The 23,435-nt window shown below is 62.6% G+C and carries 26 protein-coding genes; 13 read left to right on the top strand and 13 right to left on the bottom strand.

Annotated elements, in window-relative coordinates; genetic code table 11:
• Positions 1-5 precede the first annotated feature (5 nt).
• Genes VJR90_02650 through VJR90_02635 form a run of 4 tightly spaced genes read left to right on the top strand, consistent with a single transcriptional unit; the run spans position 6 to position 4,003 of the window.
• On the top strand, positions 6-860 hold the full coding sequence (locus VJR90_02650) for a YicC/YloC family endoribonuclease (protein HKV96373.1): 855 nt from the start codon (positions 6-8) through the stop codon (positions 858-860).
• 27 nt (positions 861-887) lie between these two features.
• A complete protein-coding gene (gene gmk / locus VJR90_02645) occupies positions 888-1,505 on the top strand; it encodes a guanylate kinase (protein HKV96372.1) in 618 nt (205 codons plus the stop codon).
• Positions 1,506-1,564: 59 nt separating this feature from the next.
• The gene (rpoZ, locus tag VJR90_02640) at positions 1,565-1,834 is read left to right on the top strand and encodes a DNA-directed RNA polymerase subunit omega (protein HKV96371.1); all 270 of its coding nucleotides are present in this window, start codon (positions 1,565-1,567) and stop codon (positions 1,832-1,834) included.
• Positions 1,835-1,849: 15 nt separating this feature from the next.
• On the top strand, positions 1,850-4,003 hold the full coding sequence (locus VJR90_02635) for a bifunctional (p)ppGpp synthetase/guanosine-3',5'-bis(diphosphate) 3'-pyrophosphohydrolase (protein ID HKV96370.1): 2,154 nt from the start codon (positions 1,850-1,852) through the stop codon (positions 4,001-4,003).
• Here VJR90_02635 and VJR90_02630 read toward each other — a convergent pair.
• From VJR90_02630 to VJR90_02615, 4 genes are read right to left on the bottom strand one after another with little or no spacing between them, the layout of a single operon-like run.
• Positions 4,000-4,605 carry a hypothetical protein gene (locus VJR90_02630; protein ID HKV96369.1) on the bottom strand — a complete coding sequence of 202 codons (606 nt, stop codon included), beginning with the start codon at positions 4,603-4,605 and terminating at the stop codon, positions 4,000-4,002. The genes VJR90_02635 and VJR90_02630 overlap by 4 nt on opposite strands.
• A 27-nt stretch (positions 4,606-4,632) precedes the next feature.
• Positions 4,633-5,229: a hypothetical protein gene (locus tag VJR90_02625; protein HKV96368.1), complete on the bottom strand. Its 597-nt coding sequence runs from the start codon at positions 5,227-5,229 to the stop codon at positions 4,633-4,635.
• 45 nt (positions 5,230-5,274) lie between these two features.
• Complete coding sequence (locus tag VJR90_02620; GenBank protein HKV96367.1) at positions 5,275-5,784, bottom strand: hypothetical protein; 510 nt, start codon at positions 5,782-5,784, stop codon at positions 5,275-5,277.
• 58 nt (positions 5,785-5,842) lie between these two features.
• Positions 5,843-6,418: a hypothetical protein gene (locus tag VJR90_02615; GenBank protein HKV96366.1), complete on the bottom strand. Its 576-nt coding sequence runs from the start codon at positions 6,416-6,418 to the stop codon at positions 5,843-5,845.
• Positions 6,419-6,612: 194 nt separating this feature from the next.
• On the opposite strand from VJR90_02615, the gene VJR90_02610 reads away from it, so the two are divergent.
• Genes VJR90_02610 through ubiA form a run of 4 tightly spaced genes read left to right on the top strand, consistent with a single transcriptional unit; the run spans position 6,613 to position 10,606 of the window.
• Positions 6,613-6,993 (top strand): RidA family protein, encoded by a 381-nt coding sequence (locus tag VJR90_02610; GenBank protein HKV96365.1) that lies wholly within the window; start codon positions 6,613-6,615, stop codon positions 6,991-6,993.
• 32 nt (positions 6,994-7,025) lie between these two features.
• On the top strand, positions 7,026-9,104 hold the full coding sequence (gene recG / locus VJR90_02605) for an ATP-dependent DNA helicase RecG (protein ID HKV96364.1): 2,079 nt from the start codon (positions 7,026-7,028) through the stop codon (positions 9,102-9,104).
• A gap of 6 nt (positions 9,105-9,110) precedes the next feature.
• Positions 9,111-9,668 (top strand): chorismate lyase, encoded by a 558-nt coding sequence (locus VJR90_02600; protein ID HKV96363.1) that lies wholly within the window; start codon positions 9,111-9,113, stop codon positions 9,666-9,668.
• Positions 9,668-10,606, top strand: a complete 939-nt coding sequence (ubiA, locus tag VJR90_02595) for a 4-hydroxybenzoate octaprenyltransferase (protein ID HKV96362.1) — start codon at positions 9,668-9,670, stop codon at positions 10,604-10,606. Before VJR90_02600 ends, ubiA begins: the two co-directional genes overlap by 1 nt.
• Positions 10,607-10,613: 7 nt before the next feature.
• On the opposite strand, the gene VJR90_02590 is transcribed toward ubiA, so the two are convergent.
• The 3 genes from VJR90_02590 to VJR90_02580 form a co-directional block, all read right to left on the bottom strand.
• Positions 10,614-11,903 (bottom strand): bifunctional diguanylate cyclase/phosphodiesterase, encoded by a 1,290-nt coding sequence (locus VJR90_02590; protein HKV96361.1) that lies wholly within the window; start codon positions 11,901-11,903, stop codon positions 10,614-10,616.
• A 7-nt stretch (positions 11,904-11,910) separates the two neighbouring features.
• Positions 11,911-13,182 (bottom strand): HD-GYP domain-containing protein, encoded by a 1,272-nt coding sequence (locus VJR90_02585; protein ID HKV96360.1) that lies wholly within the window; start codon positions 13,180-13,182, stop codon positions 11,911-11,913.
• 99 nt (positions 13,183-13,281) lie between these two features.
• Positions 13,282-13,995, bottom strand: coding sequence for a ComF family protein (locus VJR90_02580; protein HKV96359.1), 714 nt, complete (start codon positions 13,993-13,995; stop codon positions 13,282-13,284).
• 103 nt (positions 13,996-14,098) lie between these two features.
• Between VJR90_02580 and bioB the strand changes: the two genes are divergently transcribed.
• Genes bioB through bioD form a run of 5 tightly spaced genes read left to right on the top strand, consistent with a single transcriptional unit; the run spans position 14,099 to position 18,704 of the window.
• Complete coding sequence (gene bioB / locus VJR90_02575) at positions 14,099-15,133, top strand: biotin synthase BioB (GenBank protein HKV96358.1); 1,035 nt, start codon at positions 14,099-14,101, stop codon at positions 15,131-15,133.
• Positions 15,108-16,292, top strand: a complete 1,185-nt coding sequence (gene bioF / locus VJR90_02570; protein ID HKV96357.1) for an 8-amino-7-oxononanoate synthase — start codon at positions 15,108-15,110, stop codon at positions 16,290-16,292. Before bioB ends, bioF begins: the two co-directional genes overlap by 26 nt.
• Positions 16,293-16,325: 33 nt before the next feature.
• Positions 16,326-17,150 carry a pimeloyl-ACP methyl ester esterase BioH gene (gene bioH, locus VJR90_02565; GenBank protein HKV96356.1) on the top strand — a complete coding sequence of 275 codons (825 nt, stop codon included), beginning with the start codon at positions 16,326-16,328 and terminating at the stop codon, positions 17,148-17,150.
• A complete protein-coding gene (bioC, locus tag VJR90_02560) occupies positions 17,143-18,012 on the top strand; it encodes a malonyl-ACP O-methyltransferase BioC (protein HKV96355.1) in 870 nt (289 codons plus the stop codon). Before bioH ends, bioC begins: the two co-directional genes overlap by 8 nt.
• Complete coding sequence (bioD, locus tag VJR90_02555; GenBank protein HKV96354.1) at positions 18,012-18,704, top strand: dethiobiotin synthase; 693 nt, start codon at positions 18,012-18,014, stop codon at positions 18,702-18,704. Before bioC ends, bioD begins: the two co-directional genes overlap by 1 nt.
• Positions 18,705-18,769: 65 nt before the next feature.
• On the opposite strand, the gene VJR90_02550 is transcribed toward bioD, so the two are convergent.
• The 6 genes from VJR90_02550 to VJR90_02525 form a co-directional block, all read right to left on the bottom strand.
• Complete coding sequence (locus VJR90_02550; protein HKV96353.1) at positions 18,770-19,411, bottom strand: hypothetical protein; 642 nt, start codon at positions 19,409-19,411, stop codon at positions 18,770-18,772.
• Positions 19,411-20,031 (bottom strand): SCO family protein, encoded by a 621-nt coding sequence (locus VJR90_02545; GenBank protein ID HKV96352.1) that lies wholly within the window; start codon positions 20,029-20,031, stop codon positions 19,411-19,413. Before VJR90_02545 ends, VJR90_02550 begins: the two co-directional genes overlap by 1 nt.
• The gene (locus VJR90_02540; GenBank protein HKV96351.1) at positions 20,003-21,490 is read right to left on the bottom strand and encodes a cbb3-type cytochrome c oxidase subunit I; all 1,488 of its coding nucleotides are present in this window, start codon (positions 21,488-21,490) and stop codon (positions 20,003-20,005) included. The genes VJR90_02545 and VJR90_02540 overlap by 29 nt, the downstream gene beginning before the upstream one ends.
• The gene (locus tag VJR90_02535) at positions 21,487-22,041 is read right to left on the bottom strand and encodes a cytochrome oxidase (protein ID HKV96350.1); all 555 of its coding nucleotides are present in this window, start codon (positions 22,039-22,041) and stop codon (positions 21,487-21,489) included. The genes VJR90_02540 and VJR90_02535 overlap by 4 nt, the downstream gene beginning before the upstream one ends.
• Before the next feature lie 550 nt (positions 22,042-22,591).
• The gene (locus VJR90_02530; GenBank protein HKV96349.1) at positions 22,592-23,035 is read right to left on the bottom strand and encodes a pseudoazurin; all 444 of its coding nucleotides are present in this window, start codon (positions 23,033-23,035) and stop codon (positions 22,592-22,594) included.
• Positions 23,036-23,138: 103 nt separating this feature from the next.
• A partial coding sequence (locus VJR90_02525) for a hypothetical protein (GenBank protein HKV96348.1) occupies positions 23,139-23,435 on the bottom strand: 297 nt, incomplete at its 5' end.

The following is a 23,435-nucleotide window of genomic DNA, read 5'->3' as shown; positions in this document are numbered from 1 at the left end:
GCAGCATGACAGGGTTTGCGCGCGCGCAGGCGCGCGGCCGGTTTGGTACGCTCACTTGGGAGCTGCGCAGCGTCAATCACCGTTATCTGGATGTGACTCTGCGCCTGCCGGACGAGTTACGCGTTCTGGAGCCGGATTGCCGCGAACGCATCGTCAAGCTTGTGCGCCGCGGCAAGTGCGACGCTCAGTTGCGCATCGAATCCGCCGCCAACACCGAGGTGCGGCTGGAGGTGGACGAGGCGCGGGCGCGTGCCGTGGCTGAGGCCGCCGAGCGCGTCAGCGGCTTGCTGCATCCGGCCGCCGCAATCGGCGCCCTGGATCTGTTGCGCTGGCCGGGCGTGGTGCAGGAGAAGTCCGCAGATGCCGCGGCGCTCGGGCCCGAGGTGCTGCGCCTGCTTGACCAGGCGCTAAAGGCTTTGGATGACATGCGCGGGCGCGAGGGGCGCAGGATTGACGACATGCTGCGCGAGCGCGCGGTCCGCGTCAGCGCGATCGTCGCGGAGGTTCGTACTTACGGCGCCGGTATTCATGCGCAGTTGCGCAGCAAGCTGCTGCGGCGTTTCGAGGAGCTGCAGCTCAACGTTGACGCGCAGCGTCTGGAACAGGAACTGGTGCTGCAATTGCAGCGCCTGGATGTGTCCGAAGAACTTGACAGGCTCGACAGCCACGTGCGTGAACTGCAGGCTGCCCTGACGGGCGGTGGCACGGTGGGCCGCAAGCTGGATTTTCTGATGCAGGAATTCAATCGCGAGGCCAACACCCTGGGCTCCAAATGCCAGGATACCGCCGTTACCCAGCGGGTGATTGAACTCAAGGTGCTCATCGAGCAGATGCGCGAGCAGATCCAGAATGTGGAATGAGAATGTGCGTGCGCACTCGGGCCGAGCGTGAATAAGCCGGGGCGTTTGTTGCTGATTGCGGCCCCCTCGGGTGCCGGCAAAACCAGTCTGGTGCGCGAGCTGTTGCGCAGCCACCCGAATCTGCGCTTTTCCGTTTCCTACACTACACGGCCACGCCGCCCCAACGAGGTGGAAGGGCGCGATTATCATTTCGTGGACGAGGCGGAGTTTGCGCGCATGGTGGCGGCGGGCGAGTTTCTGGAGCATGCCCGGGTGTTTGATTATGGTTACGGCACCGCGCGGCGCAGCGTCCGCGCGCAACTGAACCAGGGCCACGATGTGCTGCTGGAAATAGACTGGCAAGGCGCGGCCCAGGTGCGCACGGCCATGCCCGAGGCGCTGAGCATTTTCATTTTGCCGCCGTCGCGCACCGAATTGGAACGCCGGCTGCGCAGTCGCGCCACCGACAGCGAGGCGGTGATCCAGCGCCGCTTGCGGGACGCGGTGGGCGACATGTCCCATTGGCGCGAATTCGCCTATGTGGTGGTCAACGACGATTTTGCGCGTGCCCTGCAGGAACTTGCGGAAATCCTGGCCGGCCGAGGTAGTGCCAGCCGTATGGACCGCCCGGGCCTGCAATCGCTGGTGGCGGCGCTGTTGGCCTGACGCGCCGCTCTCCGGTACACTGCCAAACCCCGATTTTACTGGCTATTTCCGGAGCAACCATGGCGCGCGTTACCGTCGAAGACTGCCTCGATCACGTGGATAACCTGTTTCAACTGGTGCTGGTGGCTACCAAGCGCGCCCGGCAGCTGACGCGTGGCGTGGAACCCACGTTACCCTGGGAGAACGACAAGTCCACGGTGGTGGCGTTGCGCGAAATCGCCGCGGGCAATATCGGCCCGGCGATCCTGAAGGAAGCTGAGCCACCGGTGCCCGAGGAGCCGCCGGAGCAGCAACCCGTGGTCATCATGGACGCGGAGGATCCGCTCTAAGCGCGCCTCAAGTGCATGCAGCAGCCGGCTTCCATCTTTGATCGTGTCCGGGGGAAGCGCGCGGCTGGCATCGAAACGCTGCTCTCCAAGCTGCGCGGTTATCTGCCGCAAGCGCAGGTAGCCGAAGTTTCCCGAGCCTACCAATTCGGTGCGCATGCGCACAAAGGCCAGCGGCGCGTGTCCGGCGAGCCCTACATCTCCCATCCGCTGGCGGTGGCCTCGATCCTTGCCGACCTGCACATGGATCATCACACCATCGAGGCGGCGCTGCTGCACGACGTGATCGAGGACACCCCGACGCTCAAGGAAGAGCTGGTGACGCGCTTTGGTGCAGAAGTCGCGCAGCTCGTGGACGGGGTTTCCAAACTCACGCAGATCAAATTCACCAGCCGCGAGCAGGCGCAGGCGGATAATTTCCGCAAGATGGTGCTGGCCATGGTGGAGGATATCCGCGTGATTCTGGTGAAACTCGCGGACCGCCTGCACAACATGCGCACCCTGGGCGTGATGCCGCCGCCCAAGCGCCGTCGCATCGCCAACGAAACCCTGGAAATCTACGCGCCCATCGCCCATCGCCTGGGCATGAACGCCATGCGCCTTGAACTCGAGGACCTGGGGTTCGAGGCGCTGCATCCGCTGCGTTACCAGGTCATCAGCAAGCACCTCAAGCGTTCCCGCGGCCATCAGAAGAAGATGCTGGAAAAAATTAACACCAGCCTGAGCGCGGCGCTGGAGCGCGAGCGCATCAGCGGCAGCGTGCTGGGCCGGGAGAAGCACCTGTACAGCATCTACCGCAAGATGCGTGAGAAAAACCTGTCGTTGAACGAAGTTGGGGACGTGTTCGGCTTTCGCATCATTGTGGACAAGACCGACACCTGCTACCGGGTGCTCGGCATCGTGCATAATCTGTACAAACCCGCGCTTGGCAAGTTCAAGGATTACATCGCGATTCCCAAGGCCAACGGCTACCAGTCCCTGCACACCGTACTCATCGGACCGCAGGGCGTGCCGCTGGAAGTGCAGATCCGCACCGCCGACATGGACAAGGTGGCGCGCTCCGGGATCGCCGCACATTGGCTGTACAAGACCGGCGACGAGGCCACCACGCCCACGGTGCGCGCGCGCGAATGGCTCAAGGATGTCATGGAGATGCAGCAGGGCGTGGGCAGCTCCCAGGAGTTTCTCGACAACGTCAAGGTGGACCTGTTCCCCGACGAGGTGTACGTGTTCACGCCGCAGGGCGACATTCACCGCCTGCCGCGCGGCGCCACCGCGGTGGATTTTGCTTACACGGTGCACACTGACGTCGGTAATGCCTGCGTCGCGGCCAAGGTCAACCGCCGTTTGGTGCCGCTGCGCACAGTGCTGGAGAACGGCCAGACCGTGGAGATCATTACCGCCGCGCACGCCCGCCCCAATCCCGCGTGGCTCAATTTCGTGGTGACCGCCAAGGCGCGCGCCAGCGTGCGCCATTACCTCAAGAATCTGCAGCACGAGGAAGCCGTGCAACTCGGTCGACGCATGCTGGAGCAGGCGCTGGCGACGCTATCCATGAAACTCGGCAAGATTTCCGACGCGCAGTTCGCGGATCTGATGCGCGAATTCAAGCTGCAGAGTGTCGATGACCTATACGCCGCCATCGGCCTCGGCCAGCAACTCGCGCCGCTGGTGGCGCGTCGCCTGATCCCCCTGGCGGCCGACGCGCACGAGTCTGCGAAGCCGGCGGTACCGCTGGCCATTCATGGTACCGAGGGCATGGTGGTGAGCTTCGCGCGCTGCTGTCATCCCATTCCGGGTGACGATATCGTGGGCGTGCTCACCACTGGCCGCGGCATCGTGATTCACCGCGTGGAGTGCGGCAACCTGGCCGAGTACCGCAAGCAACCGGACAAGCTGATCGAAGTGCAGTGGGAGCGGCGCATCAAGCGGGATTTCCCGGCGGAAATCCGCGCCGACGTGGCCAATCATCGCGGCGTGCTGGCCATCGTGGCTGCGGCCATCGCCGAAATGGGATCCAACATCGAGCACGTCAACCTGCAGGAGCGCGACGAACTCACCGCGTTGCTCACCCTGGTGTTCGGCGTGCACGATCGCCAGCAACTGGCACGCGTGCTGCGCAAACTGCGCAGCCTGCCGCAGGTGATGCGCATCCAGCGCACGCGTACCTAGTTGTTCCCACCCGGACCGGGCGGTTCCTGCGCCTTGACAGTCATCATGGTCTTGCCTTTGGCATCGATCACGACCACGTCACCCTTCCCCGGCTCCGGCAGGGATTTGAGCAACTTGCGCATATACATCACTTGCCGCAGATTCAGAGCACGCATGCTGTGCCATGCTCCGTGGCGCTTGAAAGCAAGTCCATACGAACCGCTGGCGCATTGTGCAAGTCCGACATTGCGGCAGGCGTCTTTACGCCACATAAACCAACTATTGGTTCCGCATTCCAGCACGGCGCCCATGCGTTCTTGCAAATTCAGATGACCATGACTTTGGATGATCCTGCAAACAACCGTGTTGGCTTGGGCGGGGTCACTCGAGAACGGTTGTTTCAGCGCTACCTTGACTATTTCGAGCGAGCGGATCAGCTCCCGCATGGCTTTGACGTTCACTTTGCCAAGCTCGATGCTTGCGGGCTTTTCACCGGGCTGCGCCTGCACGTGAGTGCCGGCTGCAGGTGCGGCGGTGGACGCGGCCGGAGGAGATGCGGCCTGGAGCAAGGGTGCTGCCGACAACAGGATCGCAGCCGGCAGCAGCCTGAAGTATCCGCTCATATGCGCCCGCCTTGCGCTCTGCAACGCTCAGCGCCCGGTTGTGGCGGTGGGCGCGGGTGTTACGGGTTTTCCCGGAAGCGTCGGGTAAGGGATGTCTTTCAATGCCTTGCGCAGCGCGCTGCCATCCACGGAAGTATGCAGGTACCCGCCGGGCAGGGCGGACAGCGCCTCGTTGAGCGCCATGAACGCCTGGCCATAGCAGGCGCTGGATGCGCAGGCGGTAGTACCGGGGGCGGAGTTATCACCTCCGGCGGTATTGGTCGCATTCGCGCGTGCGTTGAGCATGCCGGTTTGCGTGCTTTCGCGCACGCCGGACCAAGCCTTGTTGGTGGCGCAGATCAGCGTCTGATGAAAGTGGCTGCCGGTTTCGTCGTGCATGCGGCACACGACGACGTTGGCCATGCGCGGATCGGTGGACAGTGGTTCGTCCAAACCGATCTTGATCATCTGCAGCACCTTGAGCACCATCGGCGTGCCGGTCACGGTGATCGGCCCCAGGTGCAGCACCTGATCCTCACCCTTTTGGGAAATCAGGTCATCCGCGGAGGCCGGCGCAAGACTCAAACCGAAAACACTGCCCATCACGATCGCACACAGTGCAAATTTCAGGGTGTTGGATTTCATGGAAGCTCCTTTCCTTTGGAACTTTAGGCGCCCCAGTATAGAACCTCAGGGGCTGGTCGTGGCATGCGGCGCTTGGTCAGGGGATGCCGGCAGGGGGATTTTCTCCAGCAGGGCACGGAACGCCGGACCATTGACCGGGGCATGCAGGATATTGCCCGGCTGATTGGCCAGCATCTGGTTCAATTCAAACGCCGCAGAATCCGGAGTGCCGCCCGGGGGACCGGGATTGGACAGCGCCCAGCGCATGGCCGTCTGAGTTGCATCGCGGCGTGCGGCGAGTGCGGCATTGGTGGCGCATGTCAATATTTGCTGCTCATGACTGCCGATGTCGTTGTGAATTCGGCAGACCACAATGTTCGCAAGCTTCGGATCCGAGGATTCCGGCTGATTCAATGCCACTTTGATGGCTTGCAGTGTGGCAATGATTTTTTGTTGGCCGCGAACTTCAACTTTGCCCAGATGGATAGCCAAGTTATCGTTTTGCGCTTGAGCAGCTGACGCCTGGGTTCCCGCGGCGGTTGTCGCGATAGGCATCGCCAGCAGCAACGCCGGCACGATGCAGCGGATGTGTTGGATGCGCATGTGAAATTCCTTATGTAACTTTTCTCGAAACTTACGGATGGGTAGTGGCGGAAGCCGGAGGAGGTGTCGGCGTCAGGGGCTTGGTCATCAGCGGAGGCACTTTTTCAAGCAGGTTCCTGAACGCCGGCCCGTTCACTTCCATGGTCAAAACATTCCCCGGCTGCGCGGTCAAAACCTCGTTCCATGCGTTGAAGTAAGCCGCAGTGCCGCAATTGAATCCGCAGTTGGCAATCCAACTTGTCGTAATGCGCTGAGATGCATCGCGACGTTTGGCCAAGTCGCGGTTGGTACCGCACCGCAGCACCTGGGTCGCATGACTCCCGACGGCGTAATGCAGGCGGCACACCACCACGTTAGCGAGCTTGGGATCGGAGGATTCCGGCGTTTTCAGCGCGACCTTGATGATCTGCAATGCACGGATGATTTTCATTTTCCCGGTGACTTTCACTTTGCCGAGCTGGATCGACACATTGTTGTCCGCGGCCGAACTGATGGCCGGCGGCGCTGCGGATGGGGGTCGCCCAGCGCTCGCGGCTGCCCAAGTCAAGGGCGCCAGGAACAGGCTGATAACCAGCACCATGCGGCTGCCTGGCAGGTGGATGGTCATGGCAGTGTGCTCCTCGCCGCGCGGGAGTTTGGATTGCCCATAAGCAGTCAACTCGTGACCGGCAGTTAATACGCTAAGATTCGTATTGAATATAGCCCAAGCTGAGTCAATTGCAAGCTGTGGGGCATCCATCAATGGCGCGACGCAAGCGGCTAAGATGAAGGCCCATCGCATACTTTGTGCTGGAGGAAATCATGACCCGCACAGCTATTCACACTGATCTTGCCCCCAAAGCCATCGGCCCGTATTCGCAGGCCATCCGCGCTGGCAACAGCGTGTATCTTTCCGGCCAGATCGCGCTCGATCCGAAAACCGGTGAGCTGGTAGAGGGCGGTGTTGATGCCGAGGCACGGCGCGTGTTCGCCAACCTCAAGGCAGTGGCCGAAGCTTCGGGCAAGGGTTTGGAACAGGTGGTGCGCGTCACGGTGTATCTCACCGACCTGGTGCACTTCGCCAAGGTCAACGAAATCATGGCCGAGTATTTCCACCCGCCCTATCCGGCGCGTGTGACCGTGGGTGTCGCGGCACTACCGCGCGGCGCACTCTTGGAAGTGGATGCGGTAATGGCAGTGTGAGATCCGTTGCCCCGCAACCGGTTGCGCACAGCCTGCGCGGTGACACGCCCGTACGTTACTTGCGGGGCGTAGGACCGCAACTCGCGGACAAGCTCGCACGCCTCGAGGTGCGCACGCTCTCCGATGTGCTTTTCCATCTGCCGCTGCGCTACCAGGATCGCAGCAAGGTTACGCCTATCGGCGCGCTGCGTGCCGGCCAGCCGGCCATGATCGAAGCCGTGGTGGAACTGGCCGATACCGTGATTCGCCGCCGCCGCGTGTTGCTGGTGCGCGTGAGCGATGGCAGCGGTGCCCTCACGCTGCGTTTCTTTCATTTCAGGCAATCGCAGACCGAGGCGTTTGCGCGCGGCGTGCATCTGCGTTGCTACGGTGAAGTGCGCACCGGCACGGCCGGCCTGGAAATGGTGCATCCGGAATACCAGATCCTGAAAGAAGCCGGTGCGCCGCCCAAGGAGACGGCACTCACGCCGATTTATCCCGCCACCGAAGGCATCGGCCAGGCGAAGTTGCGCGCGCTCGCCGGCCAGGCGCTGCAGTGGTTGAATGACGATCCCGCGCTGTTGCCGGAGCTGCTGCCGGAGGAATTCCTGCGCCAGACACACCTGCCGGATTTGAGCGCGGCGCTGCGCTACGTGCACCGACCGCCGATCGATGCGCCGGTGGCGGCGCTCCTGGACGGCTCGCACCCGGTGCAGCAGCGCCTGGCCTTCGAGGAATTGCTGGCGCACCACCTGAGTCTGCGCCAGTTGCGCCAGAAAGCCGACCGCAGCCGCGCGCCGGTAATCGCGGGGGCAAGCCCGCTCGCGGACAAGTTCCTGGCGTCGCTGCCATTCCGGTTGACCGGCGCACAGCAGCGTGTGGCGCAGGAAATCCTGCAGGATCTTTCCCGGCCGCACCCCATGATGCGGCTGGTGCAGGGCGATGTGGGGTGCGGCAAGACCGTGGTGGCGGCGCTTGCTGCGCTGCATTGCATCGGCGCCGGCTGGCAAGCGGCGCTCATGGCACCCACCGAGCTTCTGGCCGAACAGCACTACCGCAATTTTCTCGCCTGGTTTACGCCGCTGGGCCTGGAACCCGCTTGGCTCACGGCGCGATTGTCGGCCGCGCAACGCGCACTGAGCTTGGCGAAAATACGCAGTGGTCAGGCCCCGCTCGCGGTTGGAACGCATGCGCTGTTTCAAACCGACGTGAGCTTCGCCAGGCTCGGACTGGTCATCATTGACGAGCAGCATCGCTTCGGCGTGCACCAACGCTTGGCGTTGCGTGAAAAAGGCGCGCAGACCGACGGCCATCCGCACCAGCTGATCATGACAGCCACACCGATTCCACGCACCCTGGCCATGACCGCGTACGCCGATCTCGATATGTCGGCGATTGACGAGTTGCCACCGGGGCGCACAAAGGTGAAAACCGTGGCGGTCGCCGAGCGCCGCCGCGCCGAGGTAGTGGCGCGCGTGCATCAGGCCTGCCGCGCCGGGCGCCAGGTGTACTGGGTGTGCCCGCTGATCGAGGAATCCGAAGTGCTGCAATGTCAGGCAGCCGAGGATACTGCCGCGGCGCTTGCTGCCGCGCTGCCCGAGCTGAGCGTCGGACTGGTACATGGACGCATGCCGGCGCGGCTCAAGGAACGTGCCATGGCGCACTTCCGCGCGGGCGACATCCAGCTGCTGGTGGCCACCACAGTGATTGAAGTCGGTGTGGATGTGCCGAACGCGAGCCTCATGATCATCGAGAACGCCGAGCGCCTCGGGCTCGCGCAACTGCACCAGTTGCGCGGGCGCGTGGGGCGCGGCGCGCTGGAGTCGACCTGTGTGATGCTCTACCATGCGCCGCTGTCGGCGGCGGCGCGTGCACGCCTCGAGGTCATGCGCGCCACCAATGACGGCTTCGAAATCGCGCGCCGCGATCTCGAACTGCGCGGGCCCGGCGAGCTGCTGGGTACGCGCCAGGCGGGGGAATTGCGCCTGCGCATCGCCGACCTGACCCGCGATGCGCCGCTCATTCCGCAGGTGCAACAGACCGCGAGCCTGCTGCTGGAGCGTTATCCCGAGCGCGTCAGCGCACTGGTCACGCGCTGGCTGGCCGACGGCAGTCGTTACCGCGAGGTTTGAGCGCCCATGCCTGAGCTGACCGCCAATCCACTCCCCACTGACGGGCAGTCGCTGTGGCGGCCGGCGGATGCCTGGCGGCGCGAACCACAGGTCACGGCGTTGTGGCCGTGGTTGAGTCACTCGGACTCGCTCACGGAAAAGCTGCGCGCGGCCGTGGGCGATGCGTTTCATGTCAACGTTCTGCATGAGGGCGCGGTGCAGCTCAGCGCCGAGGATGCCATGCTGCTGCGCACGCTCCCGGGCACCACCGCACGCTTGCGCGAAGTGCAGTTGTGCGGCGCTGTGCCGCTCGTCTATGCGCGCACTCTAGCGCCGTCAAAAGCCGCAAGCTGGCTGCAAGACCTTAATTCCCAGCCTCTGGGTGATCGAGTGTTTGCCGCGGCCGATGCGCAGCGCAGCGCGATCGAGGTGGCCCGCCTGGACGCTAGCCAGCCTTTGTACCGCTCCGCGGTCAAGGATATTGAACATGCTCCGGCAATTCTCTGGGCGCGGCGCTCGGTGCTGAGTCTGGGCGACAGCCGCCTGCTCATCTATGAATGTTTTTTCGGTGTACCGGAGCGTTGATGGATCCGCGCCTGCGCCCGCTGTGGAACAAACTGCGTTACAGCCGGCTGCTGCGCAACTGGCTGCCGGCGGCCGGACGGCGCGCCTGGATCTATCTCCGGCTGATGCGCCTGCACCGCCCAATCGGCAGTTTCCTGCTGCTGTGGCCGACGCTGTGGGCACTGTGGCTGGCGAGCCAGGGCCGGCCCACGCCCAAAATGTTTGCGATCTTCGTGATCGGTGTGTTCGTGATGCGCTCCGCGGGTTGCATCATGAACGACTTTGCCGATCGCAGCTTCGATCCGCACGTGCAGCGTACGCGCGACCGGCCGCTGGCGACGCGCGAGGTGCAGGTGTGGGAGGCGATGATATTGTTCCTGGTGCTGTGCGCCATGGGCGCGGTATTGGTGCTGCTGCTCAACCGTCTGACGCAGGAATTGGCGATTATCGGCGCGGTGTTGGTGCTCACCTATCCGTTCATGAAGCGTTACACCTATCTGCCGCAGCCGTATCTTGGCATGGCTTTCGGCTGGGGCATTCCCATGGCCTATGCCGCGGTCACCGGGCAGGTGCCGACCATCGCCTGGCTGATCTTCATCGCCAACATCATCTGGTCAACGGTTTACGACACCATGTACGCCATGGTGGACCGGCGTGACGACATCCGCATCGGGGTGAAATCCAGCGCCATCCTGTTCGGCGATCTGGACCGGTTGATCATCGGCATTCTGCAGGTACTGCTCATCGCGGATCTGGTGCTGGTCGGCTATCACGCCGGCATGAGCGCGGTGTATTACGTGGGGCTGGGGTTTGCACTGCTGTTCGCGGTGTACCAGCAGGCGCTGATCCGGCGCCGCAATCCGCAGCGCTGCTTCCAGGCCTTCATGAACAACAACTGGTTTGGCGCCGCGGTATTCGCCGGCATCCTGCTGCATTACACCTTCAGCGCCGGAATCTGAAGCCGAGTCACATCGCCGGCGGCTGGTAATCCTGTATGAACTTCACGAACGCGTCGGACGGCAACGGCTTGCTGATGTAGTAGCCCTGCGCGTAATCGCACTGCATTCCGGCCAGAGCCTTGAGAATTCCCTGACTCTCCACGCCTTCGGCCACCACCGACAGGCGGAAGGTGCGCGCCAGATCAATGATGACGCGCACGATTTTCTCGTCGCCCGGATTCTTGAGCATGTCGATGACAAAGCCCTTGTCGATCTTGAGTTCCGAAACCGGCATGTTCCGGAAGTTCGCGAGCGAGGAGTAACCGGTACCGAAGTCATCAATCGAAATCAGCGCGCCCGTGCCGGTAAGCCTGCGCAGCGTCTCGAAGCTCTGCTCCGGATCGCGCATGATTCCCGATTCGGTGACCTCGAGAATCAGGCGGTTGGATCTCAGGCCCCAGAGATTCATGGCATCCGTCACACGGCTCACCAGTGTCGGGTCGTCAAGCAGCACGGGTGCGATGTTGACCGACACCGGCAGCGGGCCGAAGCGCGTGGGCCAATTGCTGGCCTGCTGCAGCGCCATGTTGAGTACCGACCAGGTGAGCGCGCTGATCTGGCCGGATTGCATGGCCACGGGAATGAACTGGTCGGGTGGCACCAGCCCGCGCGTGGGGCTGCGCCAGCGCACCAAAGTCTCGGCGCCGGCCAACCGCCCGTCGCTCAGGCTGATTTTTGCCTGATAAAAGGTTTCCAGCTCGCCGCCTTCGAGCGCCTGATCCAGCTCGTTCTCGATGCCCCAGTGACTCGCCAGCTCCGCGGATGCCGACTCGTTGTAGATCGCAAACGCCTGTCCGCGACGCTCGGCTTCGGCGCGCGCCAGTTCCGCACAGTGCAACAGCGGCTCGGCCAGCTTGGCGTGATTGGGGCAGAGCGCGACGCCGATGCACGCGCCCATGGAGACCCGCTGCTGGTCAATGACCAGGGGCTCGGCCAGCGTGCGCAGGATCTTGTTGGCGGCGAGCACGGCGTGGCCCTCATTGATGAGTCCGGGCAGGATCAGCGCGTACTCGTACTCGCCGATGCGCAGGATGCGGTCGGAGTGGCGACACGCGCGGCCGAGGCGTTCCGCCACCTGCTGCACCACGTCTTCAAGCTTGCGGAAACCGAATAGCGTGCCGAATTCCCGTCCGCGCCGGATTTGCACCACCAGCAACGCGAGCGGACCTTGAACGCCGCCGACGTAGTCTTCGAGGTGCCGGACCAGCAGGGGCCGGTCCGGTTGCAGCGATACGATCTTGTCCGAAGTGACTGGCATGTCCGGCCTACAGGTAGAGTTCTTCTGGATCAACGCCGTAGGCACCCGGCTCCAGGCCTTTTTCAATCCACAGCTTGTCGGCGCCCTTGAGATGTGAATCGAACATCAGGTCTACGGTAGTGAACTGCGGCAGACGTTGCTTGTTTTCATCCAGTACCAGCATGACGCGCGGTTTGAGCCGGCGGGTGTCGTTTTGCGCAAGCACCACCGCTACGGAGCCGTTATTCAGTTCCACCAGCGAACCGGTGGGGAATACGCCGACCACCTGCATGAACTGCTCCACCACCTCGGACTGAAACAAGGTGCCGCGCCAGGTGTAAATCTCGCGCACCGCCTCGTACGGCGAGCGCAAGTGACTGTAAGGCCGTGCTGTGGTAATGGCATCGTAGCTGTCCACCATGCCGGCGATCTTGGCGGACATGGGGATCTCGTTTTCTTTGAGTCCGTCGGGATAGCCGCTGCCGTCGTGACGTTCATGATGCCAGCGCACCAGGTCTTGGGTGGTTCGAGTCACTTCACTCGCACCCTCCAGCAGATTCAGGCTGTATTGCACGTGATTGCGCACCACATGCCACTCTGTCTCGTTGAGTTTGTCGGGTTTCGCGAGCAGCGTCTGCGGCAGCTTGGTTTTGCCCACGTCAAACAACATGCAGCCCAACCCGATTTCTCGCAGCCCTGCTTTGCTGAGCCCCAGATGGCGCGCAAAGGCAACGCCCCAGATCGCACTGCTCACCGAGTGGTTATACATGTAGGCATGGTGCCTTTTCATGCGTGTCAGCCAGATCATGGCGTCGGGATTGCGCAACACGCTCTCCACCATGGGCTCAACGGCGACCACGGCGAGCTGCACATCCAGGCGGCCGTCGGTTTCCAGTTTGGTGATCATCTCGTGCATGGCATGATTGGCTTCGTCGTATGCTTGTTTGCTGGCTGGTAGCTCCTCTTCCATGGAGCGGGAACTCGCGCTGAGCGTGCGATTGGCGCGATCGCTTCTGGAATCCACGCGCGTTTTGACGAGGTTCGTGCTGGTGACTTCGGTGGTGGCACTGTAGTTGCCGGTGCCCCGGGCTTTGGCGCGGGGGTTTTCCTCGTAATGCCGTTCCAGGTCTATGTAAACGTACTGGCAAATGCGCCGCAGTTCATCAATGTCATCCTGTGACTCAATGAAGAAACCCTGGAACAGAAACGGCGTGCCGGCCCACGGCCGGTCGAGGCGCGCAACGTACATGCCCACTTCCAGATCAGCGGTGCTTACTTTCTGCTGGTGCTGCGATTCCATGCTGATGCCCCGGCCCGCTCATTGGATGCCAACAGCTGACATTATGGTACGAAGTCGGGTTGCTTTGACAACCGTACTATACGGGCGGCCCGGGGCCGCTCACGTCGGGCGGGCGGCCCGCGCCAAGCTCCACACGGATATCCGGGCGGCACCCGCCGCGCGCAACGCCTGGCTGAGCGCCGCGACCGTGGCGCCGGTAGTGACCACATCATCGAGGATGCCCACGTGCACACTCTGGAACGAGGTGCGCACTTCGAAGGCATCGCGCAGATTGCGCCGCCGCTCCTTGGCATCCAGTTTCGACTGCATCGCGGTGTTCTTGCGGCGCAGGCAGGCTCGGTTGTCGAGGCGCAGGTGCAGCCGCCGGCTTACCGGGTGCGCAAGCTCCAGGGCCTGATTGAAGCCGCGCTCGCGCAGGCGCGCACTGTGCAGCGGAATCGGGATGAGCAGGTCCGGCCAGGGTGTGGGCAGGGACGCGACAAATTCCGCCAACAACTCGCCGAGTAACTGGCCGGTGGCGAGGTCGCCGCTGAATTTGAAGCGTTGCAGCAACTGATCGAGCGGCCAGTCGTAAATCAGCGGACTGGCGGTGCTGTCCCAGGGTGGCGGGGATTTGAGGCATGCGCCGCAAAGCGCTGTGCCGCTTTCGACCGGCACGGGCAGCGCACAGCGCGGGCAGGCGTGGCGGTTCCAGGGGAGATCGTGCGTGCAGTCAGCGCATAGTTCGTGCCGGCTGTGGCTCGGCTGCGAACACAGCAAACAGTAAGGCGGATAGAGTCGGCGACTTGCCCGTGCCAGCCAACCGTAAACCATCCTTGGTGCTCCAAAGTTGACAGCCGATTGTGCGTCGCTACACTGCGTGCATCCGTTGCGGCGCGCTGCCGCAGCATCATGCCACGCCCAGCCGAGGCTCACCATGTCTTCCCTGACGGCCGCCGACAACGACTTGCGCCACGACTGGACGCTCGCCGAAGTGCAGACCCTGTTTACACTGCCGTTCAACGACCTGCTGTATCGCGCGCATTCGGTTTACCGCCGGCACTTCGACCCCAACAGCGTGCAGATTTCGACGCTGCTGTCCATTAAGACCGGCGCCTGCCCGGAGGATTGCGCCTATTGTCCGCAGAGCGCCCGCTACCACACCGGCCTCAAGGCCGAGAAGCTCATGCACGTCGAAGACGTCGTGGTGCAGGCCAAGCGCGCGCATGCGAGCGGCGCCACGCGCTTCTGTATGGGCGCCGCTTACCGCTCACCCAGGGACAAGGATCTGGACCAGATCATTGACATGGTGAAGCAGGTGCGCGCGTTGGGCATGGAGACCTGTGCGACGCTCGGCATGCTGACGCCGCAACAGGCGCAGCGGCTCGCGGAGGCCGGACTCGATTACTACAACCACAATATCGACACGTCCGAGGAGTTTTATGCCGAGATTATCCGCACCCGTACATTTCAAGATCGTCTCGACACGCTCGAAGCGGTGCGTGCGGCCGGCATGCGCGTGTGCTGCGGCGGCATCATCGGCATGGGCGAAAGCGTCACCGATCGCGCCAAGATGCTGCACACGCTCGCAAGCCTGCCTGAACATCCGGAGAGTGTCCCCATCAACCAGCTGGTGCGGGTGCCGGGCACGCCGCTGGATCACGCGGCGCCAGTCGATCCCCTGGATTTCGTGCGTGTGATTGCCGTGGCGCGCATCCTCATGCCGCGCTCGCACGTGCGCCTCTCTGCGGGCCGCGCCCAGATGAGCGACGAGCTGCAGGCTCTGGCGTTTTTCGCCGGCGCGAATTCGATTTTCTACGGCGACAAGCTGTTGACCACCGGGAATCCCGAACAGGATCACGATCGCCAACTGCTTGCGCGTCTCGGCATCCACGCGGAACCGCATGCCGGCGTGAGCGCACGGCGCGCCGCGGCCGACGCCTCACATGCCCAAAGCCGCGCAGCGACTTGACCACGCGCTCTGCGCGGAGCTGGAGTCGCTCACCGCCCGATCGCTGTACCGCCGCCGGCGTATTGTCGAAGGGCCACAGGGCGCGGAGATTGCGGTCAACGGCCGGCGGCTGCTGAATTTCTCCAGCAACGACTACCTCGGCTTGGCTGCACATCCGGCGCTGGCGGACGCCGCGCGCCGCGGGCTCGACCAGTACGGCACAGGCAGCGGCGCCGCACATCTGGTGACCGGGCACACGCGCGCGCACCACGCGCTCGAAGAGGAACTCGCGGAATTCGTGCAGCGTCCGCGAGCCCTGCTGTTTTCCAGCGGCTACCTCGCGAATCTCGGGATTGCGGGTGCATTGGTGAAACGCGGAGACCTCGTAGTCGAGGACCGGCTGAACCATGCCTCACTGCTGGACGCGGGCTTGCTCAGCGGCGCGCGTTTCGTGCGCTATGTGCATGCCGATACCGATGCACTGCAGCGGCGCCTGACGACGACTGCGCGCCGCACGCTGGTCATGACCGACTCGGTATTCAGCATGGATGGCGATCTCGCACCCTTGCCGGATTTGGCGCGGGAATGCGGGCCGGCGCAGGCCATTCTGATGGTGGATGATGCACACGGCCTCGGTGTGTTGGGTGCGAATGGCCGCGGCGCACTGGAGCACTTCGGGCTGGGCAGGGATGCAGTGCCGGTATTGATGGCGACGCTCGGCAAGGCCCTGGGCACGTTCGGCGCCTTTGTGGCGGGCAGCGAGGCGTTGATCGAGACACTCATCCAGCACGCGCGTACCTATATATATACAACCGCGTCCCCGGCGGCCTGGGCGGAAGCCACGCGCGCTGCACTCAGGCTTCTGCGCACCGAAAGCTGGCGGCGCGAGAAATTGCACGCGCTGATTGCGCGTTTCCGCGCGGGTGCCGCCGCCCTTGACCTGCCGTTGCTGGAGTCACGCACCGCCATCCAGCCGCTCATGATCGGCGATGCCGCGCGGGCGCTCACGATTTCCGACGCGCTTGCGGCGCGCGGGATTCTGGCCGTCGCCATCCGCCCGCCCACGGTTCCGGCCGGCAGCGCGCGCCTGCGCCTGACGCTGACCGCCGCACACAGCGATGCGCAGGTGGATCAATTGCTTGACGCCTTGGCGCAAGTGATGCGATCCGTAAGCCGGTAGATTTTCTTGCACGCCGCGTTCAGCACCCCATCCATGTCTCCGACCCTGCACACTGAAACCCTCGGCCAGGGTTTGGATCTGTTCCTGGTCCACGGCTGGGCGCTGCACGGTGGCGTGTGGGACAGCCTGGTGCCCGAACTGGCGCGCGACTGGCGCGTTACGCGTGTGGATCTTCCAGGCCATGGCCGCAGCCGCGTGGTGCCGATGCCGGCAACGTTGTCGGCGCTCGCAGAGCTGGTCGTGCATGCGGCGCCGCAAAACGCCGTGTGGCTCGGCTGGTCACTGGGCGGACTCGTGGCGCAGCAGGCGGCGCTGGATTTCCCACAACGCGTGCGCGCGTTGATCCTCACCAGCAGCACGCCGCGTTTCGTGACGGCGCCGGACTGGGACTGCGCGATGGCGCCGGAGCAACTGGCGGACTTCAGCCGCGAACTTGCACGCGATTACCGCGGTACGGTGCACCGGTTTCTCGCCTTGCAGGTGCAGGGCAGCGAGCATGCGCGCACCAGCTTGCGGCAGTTGAGTGCCAGCCTGTCCGTCTGTGTCGAGCCCGATGCGCAGAGTCTGGCGGCGGGTCTCGAAATCCTGCGCAGCAGCGACTTGCGTGCCGCTGTGCCGCGCCTGGCACAGCCCACTTTGGTAATGACCGGCGAGTACGACCGCGTGGTCCCGCCCGCAGCCGGCGCTTGGCTGGCGCATGCGATTTCCGGTGGGCGCCTGTTCAGTGTCCCAAAAGCCGCGCACGCGCCGTTTGTGTCGCATCCGCGGGAATTCCTCGCGGCCGTGCGGGATTTCCTCGCGCCGCTGCATGCCACGGCTGCTCCGGCATCAGCCCACGGAGCATCGCCGCATGGATGAGTTTTCGCTCGACCGGCAACAGCTGCGCGCGGCTTTCGAGCGTGCGGCCCGCGGCTACGATGCGGCCGCCGCGCTGCAGCAGGAAGTCGCCCGGCGCCTGCTGGAACGCCTGGAGCTGACCGCGATCCAGCCGGCGCGCGTGCTGGACCTGGGTTGCGGCACCGGGCGCAATCTGCCCGAGCTGCGCCGGCGTTATCCGCGTGCGCGGTTGGTGGCCGTGGATTTCGCCTTCAACATGCTGCTGGCGGCGCGCCGCCGGCTGGGCTTTTGGCGACGCGTGCCGCTGACCTGCGCGGATGCGTTGCATCTGCCGTTCAGGGCGGGAAGTTTTGATTTCATTTACTGCAACCTGGTGCTGCAATGGTGCGACGATCTCGATCAGGCACTGGTGGAGTTGCGGCGCACGCTCGCGCCGCACGCACTGCTGCTGTTCAGCAGCTTTGGACCCGATACGTTGAAGGAGTTGCGCAGCGCGTGGCGCGAAGTGGACGGTCTCAACCACGTGAACCGCTTCATTGACATGCACGATGTCGGCGACGCATTGATACGCGCCGGCTTTGTCGAGCCGGTGATGGACGTAGAGCAACTGACGCTCACCTATGCCAACGTGCAGGCGCTCGCGCAGGATCTGAAAGCCATCGGCGCACACAATGTCACGGCTGGCCGGCCGCGCGGCCTCGGTGGGCGACGGCGCGCGGCGCAACTGACTGCGGCGTACGAGCGCTTCCGGCGCGACGGGCGTTTGCCGGCGACCTATGAAGTCGTCTATGGCACGGCCTGGACGCCGGCGTACCTGCCCGCCGGCATGCTCACCCCGGCCGAGCGCGATGCCGTGCTGCACGCGCACGGGGCCGAACGCTGATGCGCGGCTTTTTCATTACCGGTACCGATACCGGTGTGGGCAAGACCTGGGTGGCCGCCGCCGTGCTCCACGCGCTGGCGCGCAAAGGCGTGAAAACCGTGGGCATGAAACCGGTAGCTAGCGGCGCGCTGGCGACGCCCGACGGTTTGCGCAACCACGACGCACTGCAATTGCAGGCCGCCGCGAGTCTGCCGCGGCCTTACGCGCTGGTGAATCCCTACGCGTTCGTGCCGCCCATCGCGCCACACCTGGCGGCGGCCGAAACCGGCGCGACGATTGCATTGCCGAGAATCCTGGAAAGTTTTCGGCAACTATGCGAGGGCGCCGACGCGGTCGTGGTAGAAGGCGTCGGTGGTTGGCAAGTGCCCTTGGGCGATTCCTGGGGTGTTCCGGAGCTGGCGGGCGCTCTCGGTTTGCCGGTGATCCTGGTCGTGGGTTTGCGCCTGGGCTGCCTCAACCATGCGCGGCTCAGCGCGCGTGCCATTCAGGCGGACGGCTTGCGGCTTGCCGGCTGGGTGGCGAACAGCATTGATCCCGGCTTCGAGCGGCGCGCGGAAAATCTGGCAACTCTCGCGCAGAGCCTCAGCGCACCGCCGGTCGGCGATATCCCCTGGCGCCCCGGTTCCACGCTTGAAGAACGCGCGGCTGGTTTCGATATCGGAAAAATCCTCGGCCTCTTGAATGCGGACTGAGACGCCGTTCCATTTACGTCTTTTTCAGCGATCAAGGAAAACCGCTCGCAACCATGGCTGCGCGCTCAGCGATCCGCCGGGCGATGAGTATCGGGCGCGGAGCGCGCCGGGATCGATGCGATCCGCTGGCTGTCCGGCGACCAATTGAAATGTCCCCACAGGAGTTTGAAGGCGGCCCATACGAGGATGGTCGCGCCGATCAGCAGCATGAATTGGCCGGTACGCTGCTGGTCGTCCAGCAGGTAATTGTTGCACAGCCTGACGGGCGAGATCAGGTACAGCCAGCCGAAGCGGAAGAACATGGCGATGAGTTCCATGAGGAAAACCCCGCGCACCACGAAGTTCATGCGCGGCCAGCTCAGCCCCATCGGCAAGCCGATCAACAGCGGTACGCTGACGAACTTGGCGAGTGTGAACAGCGGTTCGGACGCGGCGGCATCCAGTGAGCGCGGCAGCATCCAGAAGGCGGTGGCGAAGGTTGCGAGCAGCATCCCGCTGATGCCGTTGAGATTCCAGGCGGCGATCGCCGTCGCCAGCCGTTGCGGCACGGCCGCGCGCAACAAGTAGCCCACCGCGATCAGCAGCGGAATCTGCACCAGCATCTGCATCGCCATGCGCGCCTGCAGGGCATGGATGACCGGCGGCAGCAGCAGGACGACAAAGATGACCGCGGCAATCAGGACCGAGCGCTGCCGGACGCTGATCATCACCGGTTCAGATACCGCAACACGATCTCGCCAACGGATTTGGCCGGCGTGTCGCTGTCGAGAATATTGACCAGGCGGCCCTGCGGGTCAACGATTTCAATGGCGTCGTTGTGCACGTACCCGCCCGCATTGTCGGGAACTACAGTTACGCCGAAGACGTGTTTCAGCGTGTCGAGTCCCTGCGCGTTCAGCGGGCGCGCAGCCAACCAGCCCGTGCCGTGGTTGTTGAAGCGGTAGAGATAATCGGCGAGTTGCGCGGGCGTGTCGCGTTCCGGGTCAAAGCTGATGCTGAGCAGTTGTATCCGATTCTGCGCTAGGGGCGTGGCCAACTGGTCCTGAAGCTGCACGAACTTGCCGCCCAAGACTGAACACAGGCTCATGCAGCGGGTATAGATGAAATCCACTACCAGCCACTTACCCCGCAGTCCGGCAAGATCGAAGCGCTCGCCGGTCTGGCTCTCGAGTGTGACCGGCGGCAGCGGGCGCGGATGTTGACGCACTTCGATGCGGCGCGCGGTCTCGCTGGTGAAGGCACGGAAATCGTCAGTGGCAATCGCCAGCGTGACGAGGCCGAGAACGATCAGGCTGACGCTAACCGCCAGGGTGCGCAGAACCGACATCGGCAGGGACCTTCAACAGGCCGGCGATGATACGCACGGCAAATAACAGCATCCCCAGGATAATCAGCATGGCGCCGATAGAGCCGGCCTTGTCATACGGCAACCACTGTGGCAGATGCACGGCATAACGCCGCGGCACGCTGTGATCTCCGGCATAGAGGAACGCCAGAACGAAAGTTAGTCCGCCGACCAAAAAAAGCGGAATGCTCAGCTTATCGCCGCCGACATCGTCAGGCGATTGTGCGCGGCTACCGATCACGTGGTACATGGTCGCGAGCGCCATGGGCAGCACGCCCAATATGATGTAGAAATGGAAGTGTCCCGGTACCCACTGGGTGTTGTGCATCAGCTTGTTGACCACAATAGTGCCGTCAAGCATCGCCGGAACGATGCCGGCGGCCCAACCGAACACCGACAGCACCATTAGCCGGGACGGCATTTTCCAGCGTATGTTCGAGCGGTAAATATTGGTGAGTACGCCGTAAGCGGTCACCAGGAACACCGGGAAACCAGCGCCCCAGGAAACCACCTGGCCGATAATCGCGAGCCAGCGGGGTTGGGCGAAGTCCATCAGCAGGTGGTGCGGGAACACCACGATCACGAATACACAACTGACCGCCCAGGCCCACAGAAACACCCGGTTGATGGTGTACGGACGCCCGGTATAACGCGGCAGCAGCTCGTACACGGCGATCACGCCCATGTAAATGGTCGCATTGATAAACATGTGGCCGAACCAGTAAATTAATTCCTTGACCACTAGAGCATTGAGCACAACGGTGGGGAAATAGGCGTTGATCAGGCACATCACCAGGACCACCGCGCCAGCCAGGATGCCGATGGAGTTGGCGATGATTACCATGGTACTGGCGACCACGGTTTTGGGGTGCGACTGGTCTATGGTCCCGCCGAACAGCCACTGCAGGCCCATCGCCCGTCCAAAATTGCCGAACTTGCGGATGATGCCCGCCGAGGCATCCAGGTAAAACAGCAGAAAACCCACGCCGATCAGCAGATAGCCGATAAAGAACAATGCCGCGGCGTTATTGCTCCAGATGCCCTCGGAATGTACCGGCAAGGGATACAGGAACGTCCACATGCCGGCATAGCCGCCGACAAATATCGCGATGATGATGGCTAGCGCACCCAACAGGAACAGCATGTAGTTGGTCAGGAACGCCCACAAGTGCAACTTCACGTACTTGCGCAGAAAAAACCACATGACCGCAACAGTCGCCAGTGCCGTAGTACCCACCATGCCAGCACCATGCATGGTAAGGATCTCGTAGAACAGCTTGGGGCCGACACCCGCCCAAGTAGCTTGGGTCAGGCGCATGCTCAGACCCAGCAGCATCATCAGCACGAACAGCACCACCGCAGTGATGATGTAAAGGTCAAAGACTATGCGTTCGCTGCGCGGGAGTTTTTCATCCGCGGGATAGAGTTCCAGTGAGCTCATGGTGTGTGTCCTCCGGTGGGGGCGACAACATTCAGCTGGGCCGTCATCACGTGATGGCCGAGACCGCAGTACTCGAGGCAGTTGATTGTGTAGTTACCCGGCTGCTTGAAGGTGTAAAGAATCTTGTTGGTGTAGCCTGGCATAGCCTGGGTTTGCACCACGATGCGGTCATTCGGCGCATAGATGGCAAAGCCGTGATTGACGTCGGCGCTGGTCACTTGGAATTCAACCGGAACACCGGCAGTGATCTGAGTGGTGCTCAACTCCCAGGACCACTGGTGGCCGACCACATTGACGACCTGCTTGGCGGCCAGCGGTGCATGTTGCGGCGGAATCGGGAAATGCCGGAGCGTGATAAAACTGCCCACGACAAAGATCACCAGCAGCAGCGCAAACAACCAGCGGCGCACCACGTTGGAATGCTTGTGGATGTGTTCAGCGACTTTCGCATCTGCGGACTTGCCGGCCTGGATGATCACGTAGATGAACCCCAGCGAGACCAACCCAATACCGACAAGTGCATCAATCCAGACATCGGTCTCGTTAATCATGTCATTACCCCAGGATGCATGAATTACGGCGTGGTAATCTCCGCCGTGCATATTCGATTGTCAAGATATTTTTTGCGCACAGTACGCGTGTAATTACGCGTGCCAATGAAACATCCGGCAAAACACGTGTAAATATTTGATACACGTGAAATTGCAATCCCGTAAAGTCTCGCTAACTATTTTGTTTTCACCGGCGGATCCAGAAATTAGTACAGTTTATGTACCACAAGCCGGTTAAATCTTGCGTAATAAAATCAACAGTGAAGCTTATGCGGGCGGATGTGCTGCATGGTTGAGCCACTGTAGCGCGACGCCCTGCAGCGATTTACGGAGGCTTGGGTTCAATTCAGCAACACGCTTGCGTCAGGCGATGGTGCACGGTGAACAGCGCGTATTAACCGAGGCGGTCTGCAACGCTGGTCGCGTTCAACAGATGCAAATCAAATTGCGGGGGCGTGGGAATATTCGATTTCGCTGGTATGCCGCGCGATCCCTGTGGCACGTCTGGGTCCCAGGCAATCCCACACGCCGACTGTCCGCAGGCTTAATCTCAGTGGATTTCCTTCATCAGGGCCTCCAGCCGGCCCTGGTTCATGATTTGCTGTTTTTCCATGTCAGCCGCAGCCTTTTCGGCGGTGGCTTTGTTTATGGCCTTGCCCACCTGGATAACACCGAGCATGCCAAACATGTGGTGCGGATTGCATTCATACAGGTACACGCCCTCCTGGGTGAACTTTACTGTGATGTCCATACTAACTTCGCCGGTCCAGCTCTGGGCGCCCTTAGGCACCAGATAGGATTGGCTGTCGTGGCCGGCATCAGCGGCTACGAAATGCACTGAATCTCCGGGCTGAATGTGCAGAAAGTTCGGTTCGAATACGAAGGTGCCTCCCGTGCCGGCATTCAGTTCTTTCACGGTGTAATCCTTGGCGTAGGCTCCGGCACTTAGCAATGACAAAGCCAAAACTGTGCTCAGTACAAGTTTCGTATTCATGATTGCCTCCAAATTCTTCGGCAAATGCATGGTATTAAAAGAGACTGTCAATGGAACTGCCTCAGACCTGGATTGACAGCATGTAGCGTGCAGTAACATCATCTCACAAAATTCCATTCGCCGGCATCCAGACCAGCGCGCAAATCGAGTGGCGCTGGCGCAGTTGAATTCGCCGGTAAGAGGGCGTGAGATGAGTGTCGGGTGGAAACTGCGCGATTTCGAATCGGCCGATCTCGAGGCCATTGTGCGGCTGGATGCAGAATCGAAGACGACGGACGAACCCCCGGTCTTTAGCCTCGCAGACGTTGTCAAATGCGTCGATAGCTATCCTGCCGTTGTGGCGATGGCTGGCGGGGAGTTGGTGGGTGCAGCGGTGAGCCGCGTAGATGTCGATCGCGCT

The sequence above is a fragment of the Gammaproteobacteria bacterium genome, assembly GCA_035279405.1.
Classification (GTDB): domain Bacteria; phylum Pseudomonadota; class Gammaproteobacteria; order Natronospirales; family REEB76; genus REEB76.
The sequence above is the reverse complement of the archived record's forward strand: the minus strand, read 5'-3'. Positions and strand labels throughout refer to the sequence as shown.